General features: G+C 72.7%; 14 protein-coding genes and 1 pseudogene. 5 read left to right on the top strand and 10 right to left on the bottom strand.

The features are described from left to right. Positions 1-50: 50 nt before the first annotated feature. Positions 51-2,966: an MGH1-like glycoside hydrolase domain-containing protein gene (locus ACN28C_RS16475; RefSeq protein ID WP_422774314.1), complete on the bottom strand. Its 2,916-nt coding sequence runs from the start codon at positions 2,964-2,966 to the stop codon at positions 51-53. Positions 2,967-3,194: 228 nt separating this feature from the next. On the opposite strand from ACN28C_RS16475, the gene ACN28C_RS16470 reads away from it, so the two are divergent. The 3 genes from ACN28C_RS16470 (at position 3,195) to ACN28C_RS16460 (ending at position 7,637) form a co-directional block, all read left to right on the top strand. Then, a complete protein-coding gene (locus ACN28C_RS16470) occupies positions 3,195-5,129 on the top strand; it encodes an amylo-alpha-1,6-glucosidase (RefSeq protein WP_422774313.1) in 1,935 nt (644 codons plus the stop codon). 147 nt (positions 5,130-5,276) lie between these two features. Then, positions 5,277-6,593, top strand: a complete 1,317-nt coding sequence (locus ACN28C_RS16465) for a glycosyltransferase family 4 protein (RefSeq protein WP_422774312.1) — start codon at positions 5,277-5,279, stop codon at positions 6,591-6,593. A gap of 234 nt (positions 6,594-6,827) precedes the next feature. Continuing rightward, positions 6,828-7,637 (top strand): metal-dependent hydrolase, encoded by an 810-nt coding sequence (locus tag ACN28C_RS16460; RefSeq protein WP_422774311.1) that lies wholly within the window; start codon positions 6,828-6,830, stop codon positions 7,635-7,637. Between the two features lie 82 nt (positions 7,638-7,719). On the opposite strand, the gene ACN28C_RS16455 is transcribed toward ACN28C_RS16460, so the two are convergent. Together ACN28C_RS16455 and ACN28C_RS16450 are read right to left on the bottom strand one after the other, a co-directional pair. Continuing rightward, positions 7,720-8,316: a nucleotidyltransferase family protein gene (locus tag ACN28C_RS16455; RefSeq protein WP_421494019.1), complete on the bottom strand. Its 597-nt coding sequence runs from the start codon at positions 8,314-8,316 to the stop codon at positions 7,720-7,722. A gap of 120 nt (positions 8,317-8,436) precedes the next feature. Beyond that, positions 8,437-10,200, bottom strand: coding sequence for a bifunctional 3'-5' exonuclease/DNA polymerase (locus ACN28C_RS16450; RefSeq protein ID WP_422774702.1), 1,764 nt, complete (start codon positions 10,198-10,200; stop codon positions 8,437-8,439). A 193-nt stretch (positions 10,201-10,393) separates the two neighbouring features. Here ACN28C_RS16450 and ACN28C_RS16445 point away from each other — a divergent pair, with 193 nt between their 5' ends. Beyond that, positions 10,394-11,320: an alpha/beta fold hydrolase gene (locus ACN28C_RS16445; RefSeq protein WP_422774310.1), complete on the top strand. Its 927-nt coding sequence runs from the start codon at positions 10,394-10,396 to the stop codon at positions 11,318-11,320. 94 nt (positions 11,321-11,414) lie between these two features. On the opposite strand, the gene fxsT is transcribed toward ACN28C_RS16445, so the two are convergent. The 6 genes from fxsT to ACN28C_RS16415 all read right to left on the bottom strand — a co-directional run bounded on the left by fxsT (position 11,415) and on the right by ACN28C_RS16415 (position 20,756). Further along, positions 11,415-15,305, bottom strand: a complete 3,891-nt coding sequence (gene fxsT, locus ACN28C_RS16440) for an FxSxx-COOH system tetratricopeptide repeat protein (protein WP_422774309.1) — start codon at positions 15,303-15,305, stop codon at positions 11,415-11,417. Beyond that, a complete protein-coding gene (locus tag ACN28C_RS16435) occupies positions 15,302-16,600 on the bottom strand; it encodes a TIR-like protein FxsC (protein ID WP_422774308.1) in 1,299 nt (432 codons plus the stop codon). The genes fxsT and ACN28C_RS16435 overlap by 4 nt, the downstream gene beginning before the upstream one ends. Next, positions 16,597-17,253 carry a TIR-like protein FxsC gene (locus tag ACN28C_RS16430; RefSeq protein WP_422774307.1) on the bottom strand — a complete coding sequence of 219 codons (657 nt, stop codon included), beginning with the start codon at positions 17,251-17,253 and terminating at the stop codon, positions 16,597-16,599. The genes ACN28C_RS16435 and ACN28C_RS16430 overlap by 4 nt, the downstream gene beginning before the upstream one ends. 183 nt (positions 17,254-17,436) lie before the next feature. Then, positions 17,437-19,863 (bottom strand): FxsB family cyclophane-forming radical SAM/SPASM peptide maturase, encoded by a 2,427-nt coding sequence (locus ACN28C_RS16425; protein ID WP_422774306.1) that lies wholly within the window; start codon positions 19,861-19,863, stop codon positions 17,437-17,439. 4 nt (positions 19,864-19,867) lie between these two features. Beyond that, on the bottom strand, positions 19,868-20,053 hold the full coding sequence (locus ACN28C_RS16420; RefSeq protein ID WP_422774305.1) for a hypothetical protein: 186 nt from the start codon (positions 20,051-20,053) through the stop codon (positions 19,868-19,870). 97 nt (positions 20,054-20,150) lie between these two features. Then, on the bottom strand, positions 20,151-20,756 hold the full coding sequence (locus ACN28C_RS16415; RefSeq protein WP_422774304.1) for a GNAT family N-acetyltransferase: 606 nt from the start codon (positions 20,754-20,756) through the stop codon (positions 20,151-20,153). Between the two features lie 164 nt (positions 20,757-20,920). On the opposite strand from ACN28C_RS16415, the pseudogene ACN28C_RS16410 reads away from it, so the two are divergent. Further along, positions 20,921-22,163: pseudogene (locus ACN28C_RS16410) on the top strand (RCC1 domain-containing protein). A gap of 129 nt (positions 22,164-22,292) precedes the next feature. Here the strand turns inward: ACN28C_RS16410 and ACN28C_RS16405 are convergent. Then, positions 22,293-23,213, bottom strand: coding sequence for a carbohydrate ABC transporter permease (locus ACN28C_RS16405; RefSeq protein ID WP_422774303.1), 921 nt, complete (start codon positions 23,211-23,213; stop codon positions 22,293-22,295). Between the last annotated feature and the right edge of the window lie 12 nt (positions 23,214-23,225).

Raw genomic sequence — 23,225 nt, 5'->3', positions numbered from 1 at the left:
AGGGCCCCCGCTACAACAGAAAACGATATGCGGGGGCCCTTCCTTACACCTCAACGGCGGAGGGTGAGGATGAGGTCGACGACCAGGGCGGTCCAGCCGGTCTGGTGCCAGGCGCCCAGCCCGGCGCCGTTGTCGCCGTGGAAGTACTCGGGGAATGCGATCAGGTCCTTCCAGTCGGGATGGGTCTGGAAGAGCTCGGCGACACCGTAGATCGGGCGGCGGCCCCAGGCGTCCGGCACGAAGAGCGCGATGAGGCGGGCGGAGAGGTCGTCGGCGATCTCGGTGAGCGTGTGCTTGCTGCCGGAGCGGGTCGGATACTCCACAAGCAGGTCGTCACCGAAGAACGCGGCGTGGTCCCGGAGCGCCGAGATCAGCAGGAAGTTGGTCGGCATCCAGATCGGGCCGCGCCAGTTGGAGTTGCCGCCGAAGAGCCCCGACGCCGACTCCGCCGGCTCGTAGCCGACGGTGAACTCCTGCCCGCCCAGCTCCACCGTGAACGGCCGCTCCAGGTGCCGCCGGGAGAGGGTACGCAGCCCGTACGGGGAGAGGAACTCCTCCTCGTCGAGCATCTGGGCGAGCAGCCGGACGAACTGGTCCGGGCCGACCATCGAGAGCAGCCGCTGCTGCCGCCCGTCGCCGCCGAGCCGGCGGGCGCCGATCACCCCGGAGTACTCCGGCTTGTTGGCGAGGAACCAGCGCAGCCGCGCGGTCAGCTCGGGCAGCCGGTTGAGCGTGACAGTGGTCAGCCGGGTGATCGCGGCCAGCGGCAGCAGCCCCACCACCGAACGCACCTTGAGCGGCCGGCTCGTCCCGTCCGGCAGCCGGAGCACGTCGTAGAAGAAGCAGTCCTCCTCGTCCCAGAGCCCCTGGTCATATGCTGCCGCCGCGATGTAGGCGAAGTGCTCGAAGAACTTCGTCGCGATGTCGGAGTAGGTCGGGTCGTGCACCGCCAGGATCAGCGCCATGTCGAGCAGGTTGAGCGCGTACATGGCCATCCAGCCGGTGCCGTCGGACTGCTCCAGCACGCCGGCCACCGGCAGCGCGGCGGAACGGTCGAAGGGGCCGACGTTGTCCAGCCCGAGGAAGCCGCCCTCGAAGACGTTGTTGCCGCCGGTGTCCTTCCGGTTGACCCACCAGGTGAAGTTGAGCAGCAGCTTGTGCATCATCCGGGCCAGGAAGTCGAAGTCCCGGCCACCGTCGATCTCGAAGACCTTCAGCGCCGCCCAGGCGTGCACCGGCGGGTTCACGTCGCCGAAGGCCCACTCGTACGCCGGGATCTGCCCGTTGGGGTGCAGGTACCACTCCCGGAGCAGCAACAGCAGCTGCGCCTTGGCGAACCCGGGATCCACCCGGGCGATGGTCACGCAGTGGAAGGCAAGGTCCCAGGCGGCGTACCAGGGATATTCCCAGGGGTCCGGCATCGAGATGACGTCGAAGCTGTTCATGTGCCGCCAGGAGCTGTTGCGGCCGTACCGGTGGCCGTCCGGCGGCGGCGTGGCAGCCGGGTCGCCGCTCAGCCACTGCTCCACGTCGAAGTGGTAGAACTGCTTGCCCCACATCAGCCCGGCGATCGCCTGCCGGGCCACCTCCGCCTCGTGCCGGGTGGCGCTGGCCGGGATCAGCCGGGCGAAGAACTCGTCCGCCTCGGCGGACCGGGCCGCGAGCACGGCGTCGAGGTCCGCCCCGAGATCGAGCCGGGGCGGCGGGTCGCCCGCCGGCGGCGGGGAGGTCAGGGTGAGCCGCAGCCTGATCCGCGCCTCGCCCCGGGCCGGCACGTCCAGCACGTAGTGCAGCGCGCCCTTGGTCCCCTCGCCCGCCGGGTTCACCGTGTCCGCGCCGTCGACCACGTGGTCGTTGATCCCGTCCTTCGGGTACGCGCTGCGCCCCGGCAGTCCCCAGAGCCGCTCGGTGTTGGTCTCGTTGTCGCAGACCAGCGCGGTCGGCTCGCCCTCGCCCTCCAGCACGATCTGGCCGAGCACCCAGTGCTCCCCCACCAGCCGGCCGGGGGTGCCGACCAGCTTCGGCACCTGGTCGCGGCCGGGCAGCCCCCAGGACCAGGTGTTGCGGAACCAGAGCGTGGGCAGCACGTGCAGCCGCGCCGCCTCGTCGCCCCGGTTGGCGACGGTGATCGAGATGCACATGTCGGTCGGGGACGCCTTGGCGTAGTCGACGACGACCGCCCAGTACCGGTCGTCGTCGAAGATGCCGGTGTCGACGAGTTCGTACTCGACCTCGTCCCGGCCCCGGCCGCCGTTGACCGCGACCAGCTCGTCGTAGGGGAAGGCGGCCTGCGGGTAGTGGTAGCGCCAGCGCATCCAGGAGTGCGTGGGGGTGGAGTCCAGATACCACCAGTAGTCCTTGGCGTCCTCGCCGTGGTTGCCACCGTCCCCGCCGAGGCCGAACATCCGCTCCTTGAGGATGGGGTCGGCGCCGTTCCAGAGCGCCAGCCCGAAGCAGAAGGTCTGCCATTCGTCGCAGACCCCGGCCATCCCGTCCTCGTTCCAGCGGTAGGTCCGGGAGCGGGCGTGGTCGTGCGGGAAGTAGTCCCAGGCGGTGCCGTGCTCGCTGTAGTCCTCCCGCACCGTTCCCCAGGCCCGCTCGGCGACGTAGGGACCCCAGCTCCGCCACGGCTCCTCCCCGGCGTCGGCCTGGGCCAGCCGGCGCCGCTCGGGATCGGTCCCGCCGTGCGCCGCCGCCCCGCTCCCGCCCGCGTCGTCGCCGCCCGGCGGACGGTCCGCGCGAGCCTGCGCCCGATCGTCGGGCACCGCCCGTGGTGCGTCGTCGGGCACCGCCCGTGGTGCGTCGTCGGGCACCGCGCGTGGTGCGTCGTCGGGCACCGCGTGCGCCGGGTCGTCCGGGGCCGCCTGCGCCGCAGCGCGCCGTCGCCCGGTCGACCAGGTACGCACCGTCTCCCGCCAGCTACGCTGCGCGTCCCGCCCGTCGCCCATCCGGCCTCCGCCCGTCATCCGTCCGATCCCCTGCGGTCATCCTTCCGATCATTGTGATCGGTCCCGGCCCGACCGGCCAAGGAAGGGGTCGGGCCGACACGGCCACGGAAGGGCGGCCCGACCGGCCAGGGAAGGCGCCGGCCAACGCGCGGGCGCGGAAGGGGCCGGCCGGCACGGCCGCGGGAGGTAGTGACGCTCGCCATCACCCGTGTGCGCTCCGTCACCGGAGAGGGCATCATGGGCGCCATGCTGCCGATCGAGTTCGGGCCGCGGGTCTGCGGTCACCTGGAGGCCGGCGTCGACCGGGAATGGCTGGTCCCGGACGGCCTGGGTGGGTACGCGACGGGCACGGTGAGCGGGCTGCGTACCCGGCGCTACCACGGCCTGCTCGTGATTGCCGGAGAGACTCCGGCGGCCCGCCGGCTCGGGCTGGTCAGCCTGGACCCGGAGCTGGTCCTCCCCTCCGGCGCGGCGGTCCGGCTCGGTGCGCACGAGTGGCGCTCCGGCGACGTCGACCCGCGCGGTTACGAGCTGCTGGAGCGCTTCGAGCTGGTCGACGGGCTGCCCCGGTGGCGGTGGCGGATCGGCGACCTGGTGCTGGAGCGGGAGCTGGCCATGGCGTACGGCCGGTCCTGCCTGGCGGTGCGGCACCGGCTGGTGGCCGGCGGCCCGGCCCGGCTCGGCCTCGCCGCCGTGGTGACCTGGCGGGACGGGCACGGTGAGCGGCGGGCCGACGGCCCGGCGCCGAAGATCGAGCCGGTGGCCGGCGGCGCGGTGGTCGAGGACGCGTTCCGGCTCGCCGGGCCGGAGTGGGTGCCCGAGGGGCAGTGGTGGCACGGGGTGCACCACCGGGAGGAGGCGGCCCGAGGGCTCGCCCCGGAGGAGGATCTCTGGTATGCGGGCCGCTTCACCGGCGCGCTGGACCGTCCCGGCGACAGCGTCTCGGTCCTGGCCTGGGCCGGCGACCTGGCCGAGGAGCCGCCGCCGGCCGACGAGGTGATCGAGGCGGCCCGGCGGCGCAACCGCCGGGTGGTGGCGGCCGGGAAGCCGGCCGACGCGGCGGCGGCGACGCTGACCCTGGCCGCCGACGCGTTCGTGATCCGCACCGGCACCGGGCCGGACGTGGTGGCCGGCTATCCGTGGTTCGGCGCCTGGTCCCGGGACACGATGATCGCGTACGAGGGGTTGTTCCTCACCACCGGCCGGGCCGACGAGGGGCGGGAACTGCTCCGGGCGTACGCGGAGACCCTCTCGGAGGGGATGCTGGCGAACACCGCCGACACCGGGCGGGTGGAGTACAACACCGTCGACGGGACGCTCTGGTTCCTGCACGCGGTGGCCCGGCACGTGGCGGTCACCGGCGACACCGACCTCGGCACCGAGCTGCTGCCGGCACTGGGGACGGTGATCGAGCACCACCTGCGGGGCACCAGGTACGGCATCGTCGCCGACCCGGCCGACGGGCTGCTCACCCAGGGCGCGGCCGGGGAGGCGCTGACCTGGATGGACGCCCGGGTCGACGGCGAGCCGGTGACCCAGCGGGCCGGCAAGCCGGTCGAGGTGAACGCGCTCTGGATCAACGGGCTGGCCGCGGTCACCGACCTGGCCCGGCTGCTCGGGCAGGAGCCCGGCCCGGCACCGGCCGCGCACCAGCGGGCCCGCGCGGCGTTCCGGCGCCGCTTCCCGGCCCCGGCCGGCTGGCTCTACGACGTGGTCGACGCCCCGCCGCCGGCCTATCCGCGTGGTGCCGGCGACGGCCACGACGACGACCTGCTCCGGCCGAACCAGTTGCTCGCCTGGTCGCTGCCGTACCCGCCGCTGGACCCGGATCCGGCGGTGCTGCGCCGGATCGGCGAGGCCCTGCTGACCCCGCTCGGCCCGCGCAGCCTCGCCCCGGAGAGTCCCGGCTACGTCGAGCGGCACCGGGGCGGCCCGGCGGACCGCGACTCCGGCTACCACCAGGGCACCGTCTGGCCGTGGCTGATCGGCCCGTACGCGGACGCGTGCCGCCACGCCGGCCTCCCCGTCGACGACCTCTTCGCCGGACTGGTCGCGCACCTGTCCGAGTACGGACTCGGCTCGGTCAGCGAGACCGCAGACGGCGTGCCACCGCACGGCGCCACCGGGGCGCCGTTCCAGGCCTGGTCGGTGGCGGAACTTCTACGCGTACGCCGAAGCTGACCGAGCGCCGTTACATCCCCGCAACGGCCGCGTCTTCACCGGTTTTCCCGCCGCCGGCAGTATTGGCGCCAACCCAATGACGCGTAGGCACCCGTAACAGGTGCTAATACGCGTGTGCGCGGGAATCAACTCAAAGGGGGCTGGGCCATGTCACCGACTGCCGACGTCATCACCTTCCCGGTAGCCCGCCCGCTGAAGATACTCATCCTCTCCTGGGAGTACCCGCCGGTGCTGGTCGGCGGGCTCGGCCGGCACGTGCACGCCCTGGCCACCGCGCTGGCCGCCGCCGGGCACCAGGTCACCGTGGTCACCCGGCACGGCGAGGGCGCCCCGATGGAGGCGTACGCCGACGGGGTGCACGTGGTGCGCGCCCCCGAGGATCCGGTCGGGTTCCCGCTGGCCACCCCGAGCCTGCTCGCCTGGACCATGGCGTTCAACCACACCCTGACCCGGACCGCCCTGCGGGCCGCCCGGACGGGTGACTACGACGTGATCCACGCCCACGACTGGCTCGTCGCGCACACCGCGATCACCCTCGCCGACCACCTGGACATCCCGCTGGTCACGACGATCCACGCCACCGAGGCGGGCCGGCACCAGGGCTGGCTACCGGACGAGATGAACCGGACCATCCACTCGGTCGAGCACTGGCTCAGCGCCGAGTCGCACCGGGTCATCACCTGCTCCGGCTACATGCGGGACCAGGTGAACGGGCTCTTCGGGCTCCCGGACGGGCACGTCGAGGTGGTGCCGAACGGTGTCGACGACCGGGCCTGGTCGGCCCAGCCCCGGGCCGTCGCCGCCGCCCGCAAGCGCTACGCCGGTGCCGGCCCACTGGTCGGGTTCGCCGGCCGGCTCGTCTACGAGAAGGGCGTGCAACACCTGGTGCACGCGGTGCCGAGGCTGCGGGAGCGGCATCCGGAACTCCGGGTGGTGATCGCCGGCGACGGTCCGTACCGGCAGGAGTTGCAGGAGCAGGCGCAGCGGCTCGGGCTGGCGGAGAGCGTACGCTTCGCCGGGTTCATGACCGAGCGGCAGTTGCCGGCGGTGCTCGCCGCCACCGACGCGACGGTGGTGCCGAGCCTCTACGAGCCGTTCGGGATGGTCGCCCTGGAGGCGGCCGCGGCCGGGGCGCCGCTGGCCGTCGCCGCCACCGGCGGACTCGCCGAGATCGTGGAGCCCGGGGTCACCGGTGTGACCTTCCCGCACAGCGACCCAGATGCGCTGGCCGGTGCCGTCGACTCGCTCCTCGGCGACGAGGTCTTCGCCCGCCGGGTCGCCCGCCGGGCCCGCACCATGGTCACCGAGCGCTACGGCTGGGCGAGCATCGCCGCCCGTACGGCCGCGGTCTACGCCAGCGCGGCGAACGCCGGCCCTGCCCCGCGCGTCCGGGCCGGAAGCGGGGCGGCGCGGATCGTCGTACCCGAGGGGAACCTGCTGGCCCTCGGCGGCGCCGCCTGCTGACCCGACACCCCCCGGGCAACGCCCCCCGGCACCGTCGGCGCGCCGGGTCCGAGGTCGACCGGCGCCGCCGGGCCGTGGGGCCGGCGGCGCCGGTGGATCGGCTTCCGGCGCGGCCGGTCCGGACGCGCGACACGCCGGCAACCCACAGTGGATCACGTGGTGATTGCCTCGGGATCGGCGGTTTGGCACAGTGTCGCCAGCCGTACGGGATGTTCCTGGGGAGGATGCAGAACGATGATGGGGCCATCCCATGCGCTGTCCGGTGCCGCGGTCTGGCTGGCCGGGTCCTGGGGACTGAACTACTTTGCCGGCTACGAGCAGTCACCGCTGGCGATCGCGGTCGGCACGGCGGTCTGCGCCGGTGGGGCGCTCTTCCCCGACCTCGACATGTCCGGCAAGGTCACCCGCAACCAGGGCGGCGCGACCGTGGCCCGCACCTTCGGCGTGGTCTCGCTCTTCTTCGCCGAGGTGATGGAGAAGATCTCCCTCGGCGTCTACCACGCCACCAAGCTGAGCAAGGATCCACATCGGAACAACGGCCACCGTACGCTCACCCACACGCTGCCGTTCACCGCACTGGTCGGCTGGGGCACCACCGCCCTCTGCACCGCGTACGGCAAGTGGGCCGTGATCGGCATCCTCTTCTTCATGATCGGTCTGGCGCTGCGCGGCCTCTTCGACGAGTGGGCGAAGCGGGCCGGCTGGGTCATCGTCACCCTGGTGTCGGCGGCGGCGGCCTACTTCACCTTTCTGCACCTTCCGGGTGACCGGGGCTACCCGATGCTCGGGGTGGCGGTCGGCGTCGGCTGTTTCGTGCACATCATGGGTGACATCATCACCAGCAACGGTGTACCGATCCTCTGGCCGGTGCCGATCAAGCGTCGCATGTGGATGATGATCGGCATCCCGAACAAGATCGCGGTGAAGGTCGGCGGCAAGGTGGAGACGGTGGTGCTCCGCGGCGCCTTCACGGTGATCTCCATTCTCTCCGCGCTCGGCCTACTCGCCCCGTCGGTGCTGCGCCGCTTCGACATCGAGGTGTGACCCGCCCGGCTAGCGGCGCCCAGGCGTTAATAGGGGGCCCTTCTACTACAGAAAACGATAAGCAGGGGCCCTTCCTTACCCCTCAGACGGCGACCCGCTGGGCGGGGACCGGGACGGTCAGGTTCCAGGCGGCGAGCAGCTCCGGAGTGTTCGCCCGGCTGCCGTCCGCCACGGTGTCGCAGGCGATGTCGACGATCTCGTCCTTGTGCGCCATCAGGTAGGGGCGTGCCCCGACGTCGGCGTTGGCCAGCGCGGCGATGCCGGGCCAGTGCCGGCGGCCGAAGAGCATGGGATAGCCGCGCAACCCGTCGTAGGTGGCGCAGACCAGGGCCTCCGGATAGGGCAGGGCCGCCACCCGGCGTACCGCCGCCTCGGTCAGGCCCGGCATGTCCACCGGGACCACCACCACCGCCTCGACCCCGGCCGGCACGGCGTCCAGGCCGAGCCGGATGGACGACCCGATCCCGGTGCCCCAGGAGCGGTTGACCACCACCGTCGCCCCGGAGAGGTCGGCGGTCGACCGGACCTGCTCGGCCGCGGCGCCGAGGACCACGACCAGCGACCCACAGCCCGCCGCACGCATCGTGTCGAGCACCTGGTTCACCAGGGGTCTCCCGCCCTGGTGCAGCAACGCCTCCGGGCCGCCGATCCGGCGTCCCCCGCCCGCGGCGATGATCATTCCTGCGATCCGGTTCAGTTGCGTCACCTTCCGCCGGGCGCGCGGTCCCGGCCGCGCGCACAACGGACCCAACGAGCCGGCGCGGGCGAGGTATCGGCACTAAACGGACTAATTCGGGAGCTAAGCCGCGTCGGCGTAACAGGTCACCACGGAGATGTCGAGGGGAAACCGGACCGGAGTCGCGCCGAAGAGCAGCCGACCGGCCTGCGCCGCCGCCTCCTGAACCAGGGCGGTCACCCGGTCGGCCTGCCCCGCCGGGCAGTGCACGAGCACCTCGTCGTGCTGGAAGAAGACCAGCTCCGCGCGGCCCTCCTGCCCGGAACCCGCCCCTGCGGCGGAATCGTCGCCGAGACGGGCCAGCCCGTTGCGCAGCCCGGCGAGGAGGGTCAGTGCCCACTCCGCCGCCGTGGCCTGGATGACGAAGTTGCGGGTGAATCGGCCCCGGGCCCGGGCGGCGGCCCGGGCACGCGGCCCGAAGGGGTCGAGACCGCCGGCCTCGACCACCGTCCCCTCCCCCTCCTCGGACTCCCGGAGCGCGACCGAGGCCGGCGGGCAGGTACGCCCCAGCCAGGACCGGACCAGCCCACCGCCCTCACCTGTCCGGGCGGCCGCCTCGACGTATTCGAAGGCGGTCGGGTAACTGCGGCGCAGCACCGCCAGGGCAGGAATCGCGGAACCGCCCGTCTGGCCGTACATCGCGCCGAGCAGGGCCAGCTTGGCCCGCGCCCGGTCACCACCGAAGCTCTCCCGGGCGAGTGCGGCGTAGAGGTCACCGGCACCACCGGCGGCGGCGAGCCGGGCGTCCCCGGAGACCGCCGCCAGCACCCTCGGCTCCAACTGGCCGGCGTCGGCGACCACGAACCGCCAGCCCGGGTCGGCCAGCACGGCCCGCCGGACCACCTTGGGAATCTGCAACGCGCCGCCGCCCCGGGTCGCCCACCGTCCGGAGACGACGCCACCCGGGACGTACTCCGGGCGGAACCGGCCGTCCCGCACCCAGGCGTCCCGCCAGGTCCAGCCGTGCGCCGTCCAGATCCGGTAGAGCTCTTTGAATTCGAGCACCAGCGGAACCGCCGGGTGGTCGATGCCGCGCAGCACCCAGGCACGGGTGCTCGGCAGGTCGTGTCCGGCCCGGGCAAAGGCGCGGAGCAACTCGGCCGGAGACTCGGCGTGCAGGTGGCGTACTCCGAAAGCGGCCGCGATCCGCGCGGAGAGCTCCGCCAGCCGCCGCGGCGGACCGCCCACCGGGGAGGGCTCGCCGAGCAGCTCGACCAGGAGCGCGTCGTGCACGTCGGCCCGCCAGGGCAGCCCGGTCGCGGTCATCTCGGCGGCGATCAGCGCACCCGCCGATTCGGCCGCGACCAGCAGCCGGAACCGTCCGGGCTGCGCGGTCGCCGCGGTCCGGCGCTGCTGGTCGGCGTAGACCCGGACCAGCGCGTGGAGGCCGAGTGGGTGCGGCCCCGGCGCGACGTCGAAGAGCGCGGTCTGGCCGTCGCCGGGCGGTGCGGCGGCCCGGGGCGGCGGGTCGGCCGGCACGGGTGCGCCGGTCAGCCGGGCCCACGCGGCGCCCAGCCCGCGCGGCTCGCCCCAGCGCCCGTCCTGACCGAGCAGCAGCGCCTCGGTCAGCTCGACATCGTGGCAGCGCTCCACCCGGCAGCCCCGGCGCAGCAGGCCGGGATAGATCGCGCCGGTGGAGGCCCAGACCCAACGTGGTCGGTCGGCCCGCTCCCGGGCCGCGACCGCCGTGGCAAGGTCGGAAACCCGCTCGGCGGGGCCGGCGGGCCGGCCGTCCGGCTGCAGCGGCACGAGCTGGCCTCCGTCGCCGTCCTCGTCACGAGCCACCGCCACCTGCACGCCGACGATTCTGCCCGCCCCGACCGACATCCCCGGCGGCTCGGCGAGAACTTCCACCGGCCCGCCGGCCGCTGCTGGTGAGCCAAGTCATAAAGCGATACGCTGAATCCTCCAGAAATCAGCCCCATCGTGATTGGGCGAGGGAGCCTCAGCCGAAGCCGAGGCGGTGCGTGCTGGTGCTCCTCGACGTCGCCCTCCAGGAGGCTCGACAGGAGGGCGCAGGGTGGCACAGGAGCGGCCGACTGAGTGGGACGTCCAGGTGGGCGGCCGAACGCTCGCGGTCGAGACCTCCGGAGACATGAACGGGTTTCCCGTCTTCCTGATGCACGGCATGCCCGGCAGCCGCAGCGGCCCGAAGCCCCGGGGCATGATCCTCCACCTGCTCGGCATCCGGTTGATCTGTTACGACCGGCCCGGCTACGGCAGGTCCACCCGCCATCCGGGCCGCCGGGTCGTCGACGCGGTCCTGGACGTGCAGGCGATCGCCGATCATCTCGAGCTGGACGAGTTCGCCGTCGTGGGCCGGTCCGGCGGAGGACCGCACGCCCTCGCCTGTGCCGCCAGCGACCTGTTCACCGGTCGGCTGACCCGGGCTGCGGTGCTGGTCTCCCCGGCTCCCTCCGACGCCGCCGGCCTGGACTGGTACGACGGGATGGCCCCCTCCAACGTCCAGGCGTACCAGGAGGCGACGTCCGACCGGCGCAGGCTGATCGAGTCGCTGACCATCCGGGCCGACCGCACCCGGCGGGACCCGTCTAGTGTGGTCAGCTTCATCGACGGCGAGTTGAGCGCCGCCGACCGCAACGTGGTCGAGGACGTCGCGCTGCGCCGGCTGCTGACCAAGAGCTACGCCGAGGCGGTGCGGTTCGGTGCCGACGGCTGGATCGACGACGCGTTGGCGCTCAGCCGCGACTGGGGCTTCGACCTCTCCTCGATCAAGGTGCCGGTCCGGCTCTGGCACGGCGCCGAGGACAACTTCTCACCGGTCGCGCACACCCGGTGGCTCCAGTCCCAGATCCGGCATGCGGAGGTCGACGTGCAGCCCGGGGTGGGGCACTTCGCCGCCGTGCAGATCCTGCCGGACATCCTCGCCTGGCTCGCCCTCCCCCGGCCGGAGCTGGTCGACCTCCGCCCGACCGCTCCGGCCTGACCCTGCCCGGCCCAGCGTCCCCGCCCGGCCCACCGTCCCCGCCGACCCACGCCTCGCCGGAGTGGTCCGGCGGGCTGGCCGGCCGCGTCGCCGATCAGAACGGGTGCGGCTCCACGACCCGGTCGAGCAGCGTCCGCCCCTCCAGCAGGCGCAGGTCCGGGTGGCTGTTGCCCAGCCGCCCGGTCAGCTCCGCCAGGGCCGCGTCGAACTCCCTGGCACCGGAGTCCGGCTCGCGCAGGTTCCGCACCAGGGCCAGGTTGGCGGCGGCGCGCAGCGTGTCCGGGTGACCCTGCACGAGCGCCGTACGCATGCGCTTGTGCAGCTCCTCCATCAGCTCGATCGCCCCGGTGAGATCACCGGTCTCGGCCCTGCCGACCGCCAGGTTCATCTGGGCGGCGAGCAGGAACGGGTGCTCCGGGTGCAGCATCCCGGCGAGTCCGCTCGCGGCCGCCTGTGCCGAGCCGCGGGCGGCCTCCCGGTCGCCCCTCGCCCGGGCCGCCACCGCGAGGTTGTTCTCGCAGACCAGTATGTGCGGATGCGGGCCCTCGAAGAGTTCCTGGTAGCCCGCCTGCACCGCGCGCAGCTCCGCCTCGGCCTCGGCGACCTGCCGCAACGTGAGCCGGTTCGTCGCCCGGCTCAGCCGGGCCGCGAGAGTGTCGGGACTGTCGTCGCCCAACGTCATCCGCAACATGTCGTACGCGGCGTCGAGCAGCCGGCCCGCCTCGACCGCCTGGCCGACGGTCCGCAGCGCCACCGCCAGGTTCACCTGGGCGTTCAGCGTGGCCACCGCGTTCGGTCCGGAGAGGGCCTGGTAGCCCGCCAGCGCCTCCTGGGACTCGGTCAGCGACCGCTGGTAGTCACCGGACTCCCGCAGGTCCCGGGCGAGGCTGACGGCGGAGGCGAGGGTCCAGTGGTTGTTGCGGCCCAGCATCACCCGACGCCGCTGGAACACCTGGTCGTCGAGGCGCTGCGCCTCCCGGATGTTGCCGGCCAGCCGCATCGAGGCGGCCAGGTTGTTCAGCGCCGCGAGCGTACGCGGGAAGTCCTCGCCGAAGTCCCGCGACCACATCCGGTAGGTCTGCTGGTCCCGGGCCAGTGCCTCGCCGTACCGGCCGAGACCGCGCAGGTCGGCGGCGAGGCTGCCGGCGGTCATCAGCGCGTCGGCGTGGGTTTCGCCGAGCAGTTCCCGCTGCTCGGCGAGGGTCGCCTCGTCAGTGGTGTACGCCCGACCGAAGTGGCCCTGCGAGCGCAGCACGTTGGCGTAGTTGAAGCGCAGCCGCAGCAGCGGCGGGCGCAACATCTCCCGCTCGGCCGGATCCGTGCTGGCACCGAGCCGGTCCGTCCACCTCTCCAGGATCCGCTCGGCCAGCTCGCGGGCCTGGTCGAGCACGCCGCGCAGCCAGATGTAGCGGACCCGTTCGACAAGCAGGTCCAGTACGGCCGGGTCGTGGGAGTCGAGCGCCGCCCGCATGGCCTCCTCGGACTCCTCCAGGTGCGGCCAGAGCAGCTGGAAGCGGTCCCAGTTCTCGGCCACGTCCACGTCGCTGTCCGGCCGGGCCGCCGCCAGGGCGCTCACCACCTGCTGCCGGATCGCCTGCTGCTCCTCGCCGGTCATCCGCCGCTGGACGGCGTCGCGCAGCAGGCGGTGCAGTTCGATCTGCTGGGCACGGGTGTCGAGCCGCAGCAGGGCCAGCCGGTTGGTCCGCTGGATCAGCTTCGCCGCGCCGGAACGGGTCGGCACCGACGGGTCGGCCTCGCGCAGCAGCTCACCGATGCCCTTGCTGTTGAGTAGTTCGATGGAGACCTTCACCGAGAGCACCGAACAGATCTCCAGCAGTCGGTAGGCGCCCGGCGAGTCCTGCCTGAGCCGGTCCAGGGACGGTCCCCAGGTGTCCAGCCCGGGCCCCTGCTCGGCCAGCTGCACGAGGTACTCGTCCACCGGGATGCCGCTGTCGGCCAGGTAGGCGCCGGCCGGGGCCAGCGCGATCGGCAGGTCGCCGAGCGCCTCGGCGACCCGGTCGGCGTCCCCGGAGGAGATGCCGGGCGCCCGGCGCTGGAGCTGCTCGATGCTCTCGGCCCGGCTGAACGGGCTGATCTCGATCGTCTCCGCACCCTCCTCCCAGGTCTTCTCCCGGGCGGTGATGATGATGTGACCCCGACCGCCCTGCGGCAGGAATTCCTCGATCTCCTGGTAGTCGGCGACGTTGTCGAAGACCAGCAGCCAGCGCGGGTAGCGGTCGCCACGGACCAGTGTGTCGAGCACCTGGCGGATGGCGGCCGGGACGTTCGCCTGGTCCGGCAGGCTCATCCGCTCGCCGAGCTCGATCAGCTGGGTGTCGATGAAGATCCGTGGATCGGCCTCGATCCAGAACACCAGGTCGTATGCGGTCCGGAACCGGTGGGCGTACTCCAGGGCGATCTGGCTCTTGCCGACGCCGCCCATCCCGTGCAGCGCGACCAGTGAATATCCCCGACTGACGCCGGAGGTGAGCAGGTTCCGCAGCCTGCGCAGGTTCTCCTCCCGCCCGGTGAACTGCACGTTGGCGACCGGGGTCTTCTGCAACTCGGGTCCGGTGCCCGGATAGCGGGCCCCGGGTGCCGCACCGGCGTCGTCGGGGGCGGGCGCCACCCGGCCGACCAGCCGGAGCAGGGCCGCCACGGCGTCGCTCGCCCGGGTCACCCCGGTCAGGAAGACCGACGTCTCCGGCAGGAACTCGGGCAGCGGTCTGACATCGTCGACGTAGACCGCGAGCGGGGTGCCCGAACCGGGGGTCTCGGCCGGTGACAGGGAGTCCAGCGGGCTCTCCGCGTAGCCGGTCGAAACGATGGTCAGGGTCCGGATCGGCACGATCTCCCGGCCCGCGCCCGCCTCCCCCGGCCAGACGTCGACGACCCGGATCCCGGCCGGCCCGAGGATCCGCTCGATCCACTCCGCCCAGACCTTGTCCTTCGGCGAGTACCGCAGCAGGATCTCGCCCTGCGGCAGGAACCGCTTGCGCTCGAACTGGGAACGCAACTGGTCCCGCAGCACCTCCTCCATCCGGGGCAGCGAGCGGACCTGGCCTTCGGTGATCGCCGAGGTCAGCCGCTCGTACGCCGAGAGCATCACCCGGTCGGTGCCGAAGGTCGCCAACGTCTCCTCGTACGCGTAGTAGGCCACGTACGGCACCTCGACCTCGGCCCAGTAGTCCCGCCGGTCCCCCTCGCTCAGCCCCGCCGGCAGGCCCGCGAAGCGGTGCATGGCGAGCGCCCGGCCGGCGTTGGCCTTGTCCTGTTCGGCCGGGTCGACCCGCATCGGCGCCGGCAGCACCCGAATCCGCCGGTTGCCGTACCGTCTGGTGACGTCGCGGGCCACTCGCGCCGCGCCCTCGATGCCCTGGTCGCTCAGGGTGAAACAGTCGACCAGCACGTCCGGCAGGTGGATGGTGCAGATGCTCGCCACGTCGCTCAGCCCGGTCCGGCTGTCGATGAGCGTGTAGTCGTAGTTGCGCCGCATGTCCTCGCGGAGCGCGTCGATGAAGGCCGCCCCGCCGAGCACGTCGTAGAAGACGTCCCAGTCCAGCCCGCTGATCCCGGCAACGTAGTCCTGGTTCTGCCGGCCGGCGGAGAGGAAGTCCAGGCTGCCACCGCCGGGGAAGCTGTAGTTCAGCGAGAAGGCGAAGTGCCGTACCCGGGCGAACTCCGCCTCCCAGCCGGCGGGCAGGGAACCGACCGTCGGCACGCCGTCGGCGTCCTTCGCCGAGGCCTGGGTCTCGAAGCCGCGGATCATGTCGATGACCCCGCCGGTGCCGGCCAGCACACTCAGGTCGATGAAGGGGTGGAAGAACCGGTGCAGCCCGGGCGACTCCAGGTCCCAGTCCGCGACCAGCACCTTCCTGCCGTTCGCGGCGAGGATCCAGGCCACGTTGGCCAGTGCCATGGTCCGACCGGTGCCGCCCTTGAACGAGTAGAACGTGACCACCTGGCCATCGCGTTCGTCAGTCATCGTTCCTCTTCTGTGCCTGCGGGTTCGGTGCCTGCGGGTTCGGTGCCTGCGGGATCGGTGCCTGCGGGTTCGGTGCCTGCGGTGAGGTTGCCCGACGGTTCGGGCCGGCCGAGTTGCGGCCGCCGGACCCGGGGCCGGCCCGGCGGAAGGACGGGGGCGTTCTTGAGGTACTGCCGGCGCGCCTCGGTCACCAGCTCGGGCATGATCTGCACGAACTCCGACAACTGACCGACCCGCTTCGCCGGAGGCCGATTCGCCACACCGAGCATCCGGGCGACCCGGTCGGCGTACCGGGCACCCACGGCCGCGGTGTGCGGGTCGCTGTCGTCCAGCACCACCAGCGGAATCACCCACCGGGGCAGGCGTTTGAGGACGAGCGCCAGGTCGTGCTCACCGGCGCTGTCCCTGACCACCCACGGGTCGATGAGCAGGACCGAGGGGCAGCGGACCATCGCGTCACCGGCGTCCGCGAAGCTGGTGATGTAGGTGGCCAGACCCAGCCGCTCGGCCGTGCTCGCGACGTAGTTCGCGGCCGGCAGCGCCTGCGCCCGACCGAAGGGACGCCACTGCTCGCTCCGCTCGGTGTAGACCTCCGGGTCCCGGTCGGCCGGCGCCTCGGCCAGGGTCGGCGCGGCGACGACGACCACGAACTGCGCATCGGCCAGCGAGGCGTGCTGCGCCTCGGCGACCCTGGGCACCACGGAGGGCGGCAGCGGGTGGCGCTGCGCGATCTGGGTCACCTCCGTCGCTAGCCGGCGCAGGACCTCGTCGTACGCGGTGCGGTAGCTGGCGAGCATGCAGAGCGCCCGGAGGCCGTTCTCGGCGTAGCCGGGGACATCCCCGGCGAGTTCGAACGCCTCGCGGGTCTCGGCGCTCTGTGCCCAGGACGGCAGCGGTATCCAGAGCACCGGAACGATGTGCCGGTACTTCTCCGCGACCGGGGCCGCCTTCAACCGGCGCCGGAACGACTCCAGTTCGCCGAGCGGCCAGGAGTTGCTGAGGTAGCCGGGCGAGTAGAGGGGTACGAAGACCTGGGTGTTGCCGAGCGCCTCGGTCAGCGCCTCCGCCCAGTCCGCACCGGAGTGCAGTTGCGCGTCGAGGAAGCCGACCCGCCGGTCGTCCGGGGCGGAGATCCGGCGGCGGATCTCCGCCGAGAGGTCGTCGAAGAAGACCTTGACCCACTTGTCGGGATCCAGCCGTGGATCCTCCAGCATCGGGGCGGAGTGGGCGTAGCTGAGGAAGAAGTAGGTGCTGCTCTCGGTCGCCACCGGTGCCGCCGCGCCGATCCCGGTCATCCGCCCCTCCTGGAGAACGTCCGGTCGAGTCCGCCGGGTTCGGTCAGGACCCGGGGCTCCACCCAGTGCGATCGGGACAGTTCGACGATGCGCTGCGCGAGCTTCCAGAGCACCACATCACTGGCGGGATCCTTCATCGACAGCAGGCCGTAGAGGCCCTCCTGGTGATAGGTCGGGACCAGGTCCTCGTCCAGGGTGCCGTCCGGGGAGAACCGCTGGACGTAGCCGGGCGGCTCGCAGGAGTCCGCCGGGGTCCAGCTCACCGGCAGGATGCAGGTCTCGTTGCTGGGCCGGCCGTCGCGCCGTACGACCGTGCGGCTGGCGAAGAGGTTCCACTCCATCGCGCACCACTCACTGTCCAGATAGGCCGGTGAGAGGAGCGCGACGAAGACCTGGCAGGTCCCCGCGGCCTCCAGCAGGTCCGGGGTCCACCGCTCGCCGCCGCGCATGTTGCGGTCGATGAAGCCGGGGTCCGCGCCGGGCTGCCGGCTCACCAGGGCGTTCACGTGGATCGACAGTTCGGAGAAGAGCCGCAGAGCGTTGATGTTGGCTTCACGCCGGCCACCGGGGGTGCGCTGGGGCGGTTTGATGACGGCGTAACTGACAAAGAAGAGTGGAGCGAGTGGATCGTCCACCACCCTGCCGTCGTCCAACTGCCGCTCTCCCGCCGTCGACCACGCGTCACCCCACAGCCGTCGCCCAAGGTAAGCACATGGGCACCAGTCGGTCCATCCCGCTTTACGGCCGGCGGTGTTCGACCATCCGGGTTGTCGCGAAATCGACCGTGGCGCGAGGATCGAGAAGTCGCCCCGGCCCGACCGGTACGGGTGGCCGGCTCAGCGCTCATCGCCCCGGCGCGCGGCCGGCCAGGAGTGCAGGGTCTCACCCATCCGCCGGACGAACCGCGTCCCGTGCCCGGTGAGGGCTCCGGTAGCGACGAGCGCGTCGATCGCTCCCGCCGTCCAGTCTCGGTACCGGCGGTAGTGCTCCCCGGCCTCCGGGCCCGGCCGGGCCCGCCAGACGTCGGCGACGGCCAGATGGGCGTAGGTGCCCTGGAGCGCTCCCTCCAGCGGTCGCGGCGTGTCCCGCCACGGCACGCGCAGCCGATCCGGGTACGCCGGGTCGAACAGGAGGGTCAGGTCCAGCACGGCGCCGAGCTTCACGTGCTGGAACTCGTGCACCAGCAGCACGGCGAGGGCGTCGGGACGGGCCTCGACGGTGCCGACCACGCCGAAGGCGTCCCGGGAGGTGGCGCTCCGCAGCCGGCCGGTGGGGTCGGCCCGCAGCGGAGTGACGGCACGCAGACCGGCCCGCAGTCCCGGCACCTGTCCGGGAGCGTCCCGGCGGATCCGCTGCCACGCGGCGGCCAGCGACCGTTGCCAGGACGCCAGCGCCGCCGGGGCGAGCCGGGGTGTCGCGGGCCACTCGTAGCAGTCCCGGTAGGGATCGAGATCCTCGACCAGGATCGGCGAACCGTCCAGCTCGACCCGGCGTACCGGCCGCCAGCCGGCCGTCGACGCATGCCCGGCCGGCAGCCCCTGCCCCCCGGCCGGCGGCGCCATGACGGCCGTCGACGGCACGGAGACCGCCGATCGTCCGGCGCGGGCGGTGAGCCCGCCACCGGCGAGGGCGAGCAGCGCGTGGCGCTCGCCCGGCTCGTCGAGCTCGACCGCGCCGAGTCCCGGCAGGTGGACCAGGCCGGCCCGGAGCGGCACCTCGAGCTCGGCCTCGATGCCGGCCCGGACCGCGGCGCTCGCCGCCAGCCCGGCCAGCTGCGCCGGGTCGGCAGTCTCGCCGGCGGGCGGGGCGAGGCAGAGCCGCGCCCAGCGCCGCAGGTAGGGGTGGGCGAAGGTGGCCGAGAGCGCGTCCGCCGCCTCCTCGTCCAGCCGGGCGAGCAGCTCCCAGGCCGCCGCGGTCGGGGTGCCGGCGACCCGGCCGGCCAGCTCGACCACCAGTCCCCGGACGTATCCGAGCTGGGCGTCGGCGAGCCGCCGCAGGCTGGCCGCCGAGCCGTGGCCGGCGCCGATGTCGTCGAGCAGGCCCTCGGCGGGCACCCCGTCGAGCGGCAGATCCGGGTCGTGGTCGGCCGGGGTGGCCGGCGGCCGGGCCCGTGCCGCCCCGGGCGGCGGCGTCTCCCGGTTGATCGAGATGATCAGCTCCTTGAGGTCGGCGCAGTAGACGGAGGGGTTGTCGAACCCGCCGGTGTCGGAGTAGCGGTGCGCCCGCAGCCCGCCGCCGCACTGTGCGACGACCGGGCACCGCCGGCAGGTCGGGCAGAGTCGGGCCAGACCCCGCTGGCTGCCAATGAACTCCGGATGGGAGACCACCGCGTCCGCCGGGTGCCGGAAGACGTCCAACCCGATCCCGGCGGCGCCGTCGTACGCCGTCTTCATCGAGTCGGCAAGTTCCCAGGCGCCGTCCGTCTCGACCACCGCGAGGTCCGACGGGTCGAGCCCGACCGACTCGGCGCCGCTGCGCCCACCCGCCCCGCTTGCCAGCAGCGAGTCGAAGAGCCGGATCCCGACCGGCCTGCCGTCCCGGACCCAGCGGCGGTAGATCCGCAGCAGCCAGTCGGCGTACGGGGTCGCCGCGCCGCCGGGCCGGGGCGGCGGCGCGTTCCAGGTGGCGTGCGGAAGCAGGAGGTCGATCCGGGGCGGCGCCTCGGCCAGCAGCGCCTCGTAGACCCGGATCGGATCGTTGCGCACGTCGATCGTGCAGAGGATGCCCGCATAGCTGTGCCGGTACTCCGGGCGGCGGAGCAGGGCCAACGCCCGGCGTACCGCCGCATGGCTGCTCGCGCCGCCGGCGAATCGTCGGTGCCGGTCGTTGGCGGTGGCGTCGCCGTCGAGCGAGATGCCGACCTGTACGCCGTGTGCCACGAGGAGCTCGCAGAGGCGCGGAGTCAGCAGCACCCCGTTGGACTGCATCCGCAGGTCGAGTTCCGCCACCGGCTCGATGACGGCGCGCAGCCGGGTCAGCACCGCTGCCAGCCTGACCGGCCCGAGCAGCAGCGGCTCACCCCCGTGCAGCACCAGATGGACCCGGGCCAGTCCGTGCCGGTGGGCGTGCTCGGCGATCCGGGTGGCGGCGGCGTCCACGGTCTCCGGGGCGATCTCCCGGGGCCGTACCCGCCAGCTCTGGTCCGCGTGCTCGTAGACGTAGCAGTGGTCGCAGGCCAGGTCACAACGGCTGTGTACCTTGAGGACGTACTGGTTGAGCGCGCGCGGCCGCAGCTCGGAGCGGCCAGCCGCGGTGGTGGTCACGCGATCAGATCGACGAGTTGAACGCTGCCACGTCGACCGCCTCGGCGCGGTCACGGTCATCGACGATCCGCCGGACCACGGGCCGGACCTGTTCGGTGGAGAGCTGGCGCAGCGGGGTGCGCCGGATCGCGGTCAGGTTGGTGGACGTCTGCTGGGCCTCGACGGGTGCGGCGTGGGCGGCGTGGGCCACGGTGGTTTCCCCCTCAATGCCGGTGACGCGGGGCGGTGTGGCCATCCGGATGGCAACCACACTCCATTCAGTAGCATAGGGGGCACCCGCCGTCATGTCACCGGCCGCAGCCAGCGTGCGGCCGCTCGTCGCGCAGCCGGGCATGCAGGTGTACGTCGTGCCAGCCGTCCGCGTGCCGCCACGCCCCGCGTAGCGTGCCCTCGACCGGGAACCCGAGCTTGCCGGCCACCCGACAGGAGGCGTGGTTCGCCGTCGAGTGCCGCAGGTCCAGCCGGTGCAGTCCGAGGCGGTCGAAGGCCCAGGCCTGGAGTGCCCGTACGGCCCGGCCGGCGAGGCCCTGACCACGGGCGACCGGCAGCACCCAGTACGACAGCTCGGCCGACGCCTGCTCCAGCCGGATCTCGCGCAGCCCCACCTGGCCGAGCGGCCGGTCCGACCGCTCCTCGACCACGGCCCAGCTCGCATCCGTCCCGGCCACCCAGCGCTCCGGCCACTGCGCCGTCCAGTCGCACGCCTCGGCGTCGCTGTCCATCCGGCGCAGATGCCACCGCTGGATCTGCGGGCACCCGAACGCTTCCCGCACCGTGGCGGCGTCGGTCGCCCGCCAGGGCCGCAGCTCCAGCCCGCCGGCGGCGTCGAGCCGGGGTTGCCGGATCGTTCGCAGTGAGTCGGCCGGCAGGACCGGTGGCACGAGCAGAGGCATCCCTCCATGATTGCCGGCCTCGTCCAGTAGCGAGAAGTCGCGATTTCCATTGTCCTTAATCAATGCCTAGGATCCATGACAAGAATTGGCGGGCCGTTCGCGGCCTACCGGGCAATGCCGCCTCCACCGTTTCGGCATCGACGTCTCTTGGGGAGAAACAGCACATGTACGAAGATCAGGACGGTCGGCCACGGGCTCGATGGCGGCGCGCGACGAGGGGCGTCGTCGTCACGGCGGTGGCGTCCACCGGAATCGCCGCGCTCGCCATCGGCCTCACGGCAGGCCCGGCTGGCGCGGCTGCCGCAGGCGCTGGCGCGGCCGAGCGAGGCGCACCGGGCGCCTCGGTCGCCGCCGCGACGGTTTCCCGGGTCACCGCGGGCTACGCGCACACCTGCGCGATCCCTACCGACGCGACGCTCTGGTGCTGGGGCAGCAACTCCAGCGGCCAGCTCGGCGACGGCACCACCACCAACCGCAACACCCCGGCGCGGATCGGCGACGCCACCACCTGGGCCGCCCTCGACGCCGGGAGCAGCTACACCTGCGCGGTCCGGACGGACGGCACGCTCTGGTGCTGGGGCCGCAACTCCAGTGGCCAGCTCGGTGACGGCACCACCACGGTCCGGCACACTCCGATCCGGGTCGGCGACGCCACCACCTGGGCCGGTGTCAGCGCCGGCAACGGCCACACCTGCGCCGTCCGGACCGACGGCAGCCTGTGGTGCTGGGGCACCAACCGCAACGGTCAGCTCGGGGTCGGTTCCTCGGTCTCCGGCGCGACCAGCCCGGTCCGGGTCGACACGGCGACGGACTGGGCGAGCGTCACCACCGGCTTCGCACACACCTGTGCCACCCGGACCAACGGCACCCTCTGGTGTTGGGGCGACAGTTCTAACGGCCAGCTCGGTCTCGGCATCCTGAGCTACCGGACCACTCCGGCTCAGGTCGGCACCGCCACCACCTGGACCGGCGTGGCGGCCGGTTACGCCTCCACCTGCGGGGTCCGCACCCGAGGGCTCCCTGTGGTGCTGGGGCGAGAACGGGTACGGGCAGCTCGGTGTCACCGGCGCCCACCGGACCGCACCGGTCCAGGTCGCCGGCACCACCTGGGCCAGGGTCAACGCGGCCGAGGACTCGGCCTGCGCGGCCCGCACCGACGGCAGTCTCTGGTGTTGGGGCAACAACGCGGCAGGCCAGCTAGGCGACGGCAGCACCACCCACCGGTACGCCCCGACCCGGGTCGGCACCGCCACCACCTGGACCGGCGGCTTCGCGGTGAGCTATCACACCTGCGGAGTACGCACCGACGGCGCCCTCTGGTGCTGGGGCAACAACACGGCGGGGCAGCTCGGCGACGGCACCACCGCCGGCCGGTCGACCCCGGCGCAGGTGACCCTGCCGGGCTGACCCTCCTGCACCGGCTCTGCGCAGATCCGGGCCCCGGTCTCCTCGTGAGAAACCGGGGCCCGATCCGGTAGGGCGGCCGGCCGGTGGCCGGTTCCCGGGGTGCCGCAGCGGTCCGGTGGACCGTCGGGGCTACTTGAGCGCTCCGGCCGTGAGGCCGGACTGGATCTGCCGCTGGAAGATCGCGTAGACCAGGATCATCGGCAGGATCGCCATGGTCAGCGCGGCGAAGAGGCCGGACCAGTCCGCCTCGTAGCCGGCGTTGACCGAGATGTCGGCGATGCCCTGGGTGAGCACCCACTTGTCCTCGGCGTTGGAGAGCAGCACCAGTGGAAGCTGGTACTGCGACCACTGCCCGATGATGTTGAAGATCCCGACGCTGATCAGGCCCGGCTTGGCCATCGGCAGCATCACCTGGAAGAAGAGCCGGGTGTGCGAGCAGCCGTCGATCATGCCCGCCTCCGCGACCGAGGTCGGCAGCGTCTTGAAGAACGCCGCCAGGAAGAAGACCGTGAACGGCAGCGAGTAGGCGATGTAGACCAGGACCAGCCCGGTGTGCGAGTTGAGCAGGCCGAGGTTGTCCACCACGAAGAAGAGCGGCACCAGGGCGAGGAAGACCGGGAAGGCGAGACCGGAGACGAAGAGGTAGTAGATCAGCCGGTTGCCGACGAACCTGTAGCGGGCCAGCACGTACGCGGCCATCGAGCCGAGCAGCATGGTGCCGAAGACCCCGCAGGTGACCACGATCACGCTGTTGACGAAGAACCTGCCGACCCGCGCCTGTGTCCAGGCCCGGCCCCAGTTCTCCCAGCGCAGCTCGCCCGGGAGCGTCCACGGACTACTGAAGATCTCGGTGGTGTTCTTGAACGAGGCGAGGAAGGTCCAGAGGATCGGGACGATGACGATCACCGCCCAGACCACCAGGGCCACGTGGCCCAGGCTGGAGAGCAGCCGTACCTCCCCGGCCCGACGGTCGCGGCCCCTGCCGACCCCGCCGGCCACCTTGCGTTGCACCGGCCCGGCGGGCACCGGGCGCTCGGTCTGTGTCGTCATCTCTGGGGTCCC

Source organism: Plantactinospora sp. WMMC1484, assembly GCF_049315195.1.
Taxonomy (GTDB): Bacteria; Actinomycetota; Actinomycetes; order Mycobacteriales; family Micromonosporaceae; genus Plantactinospora.
Note: the sequence above shows the minus strand (reverse complement) of the source record. Positions and strands in the feature narration are given on the sequence as shown.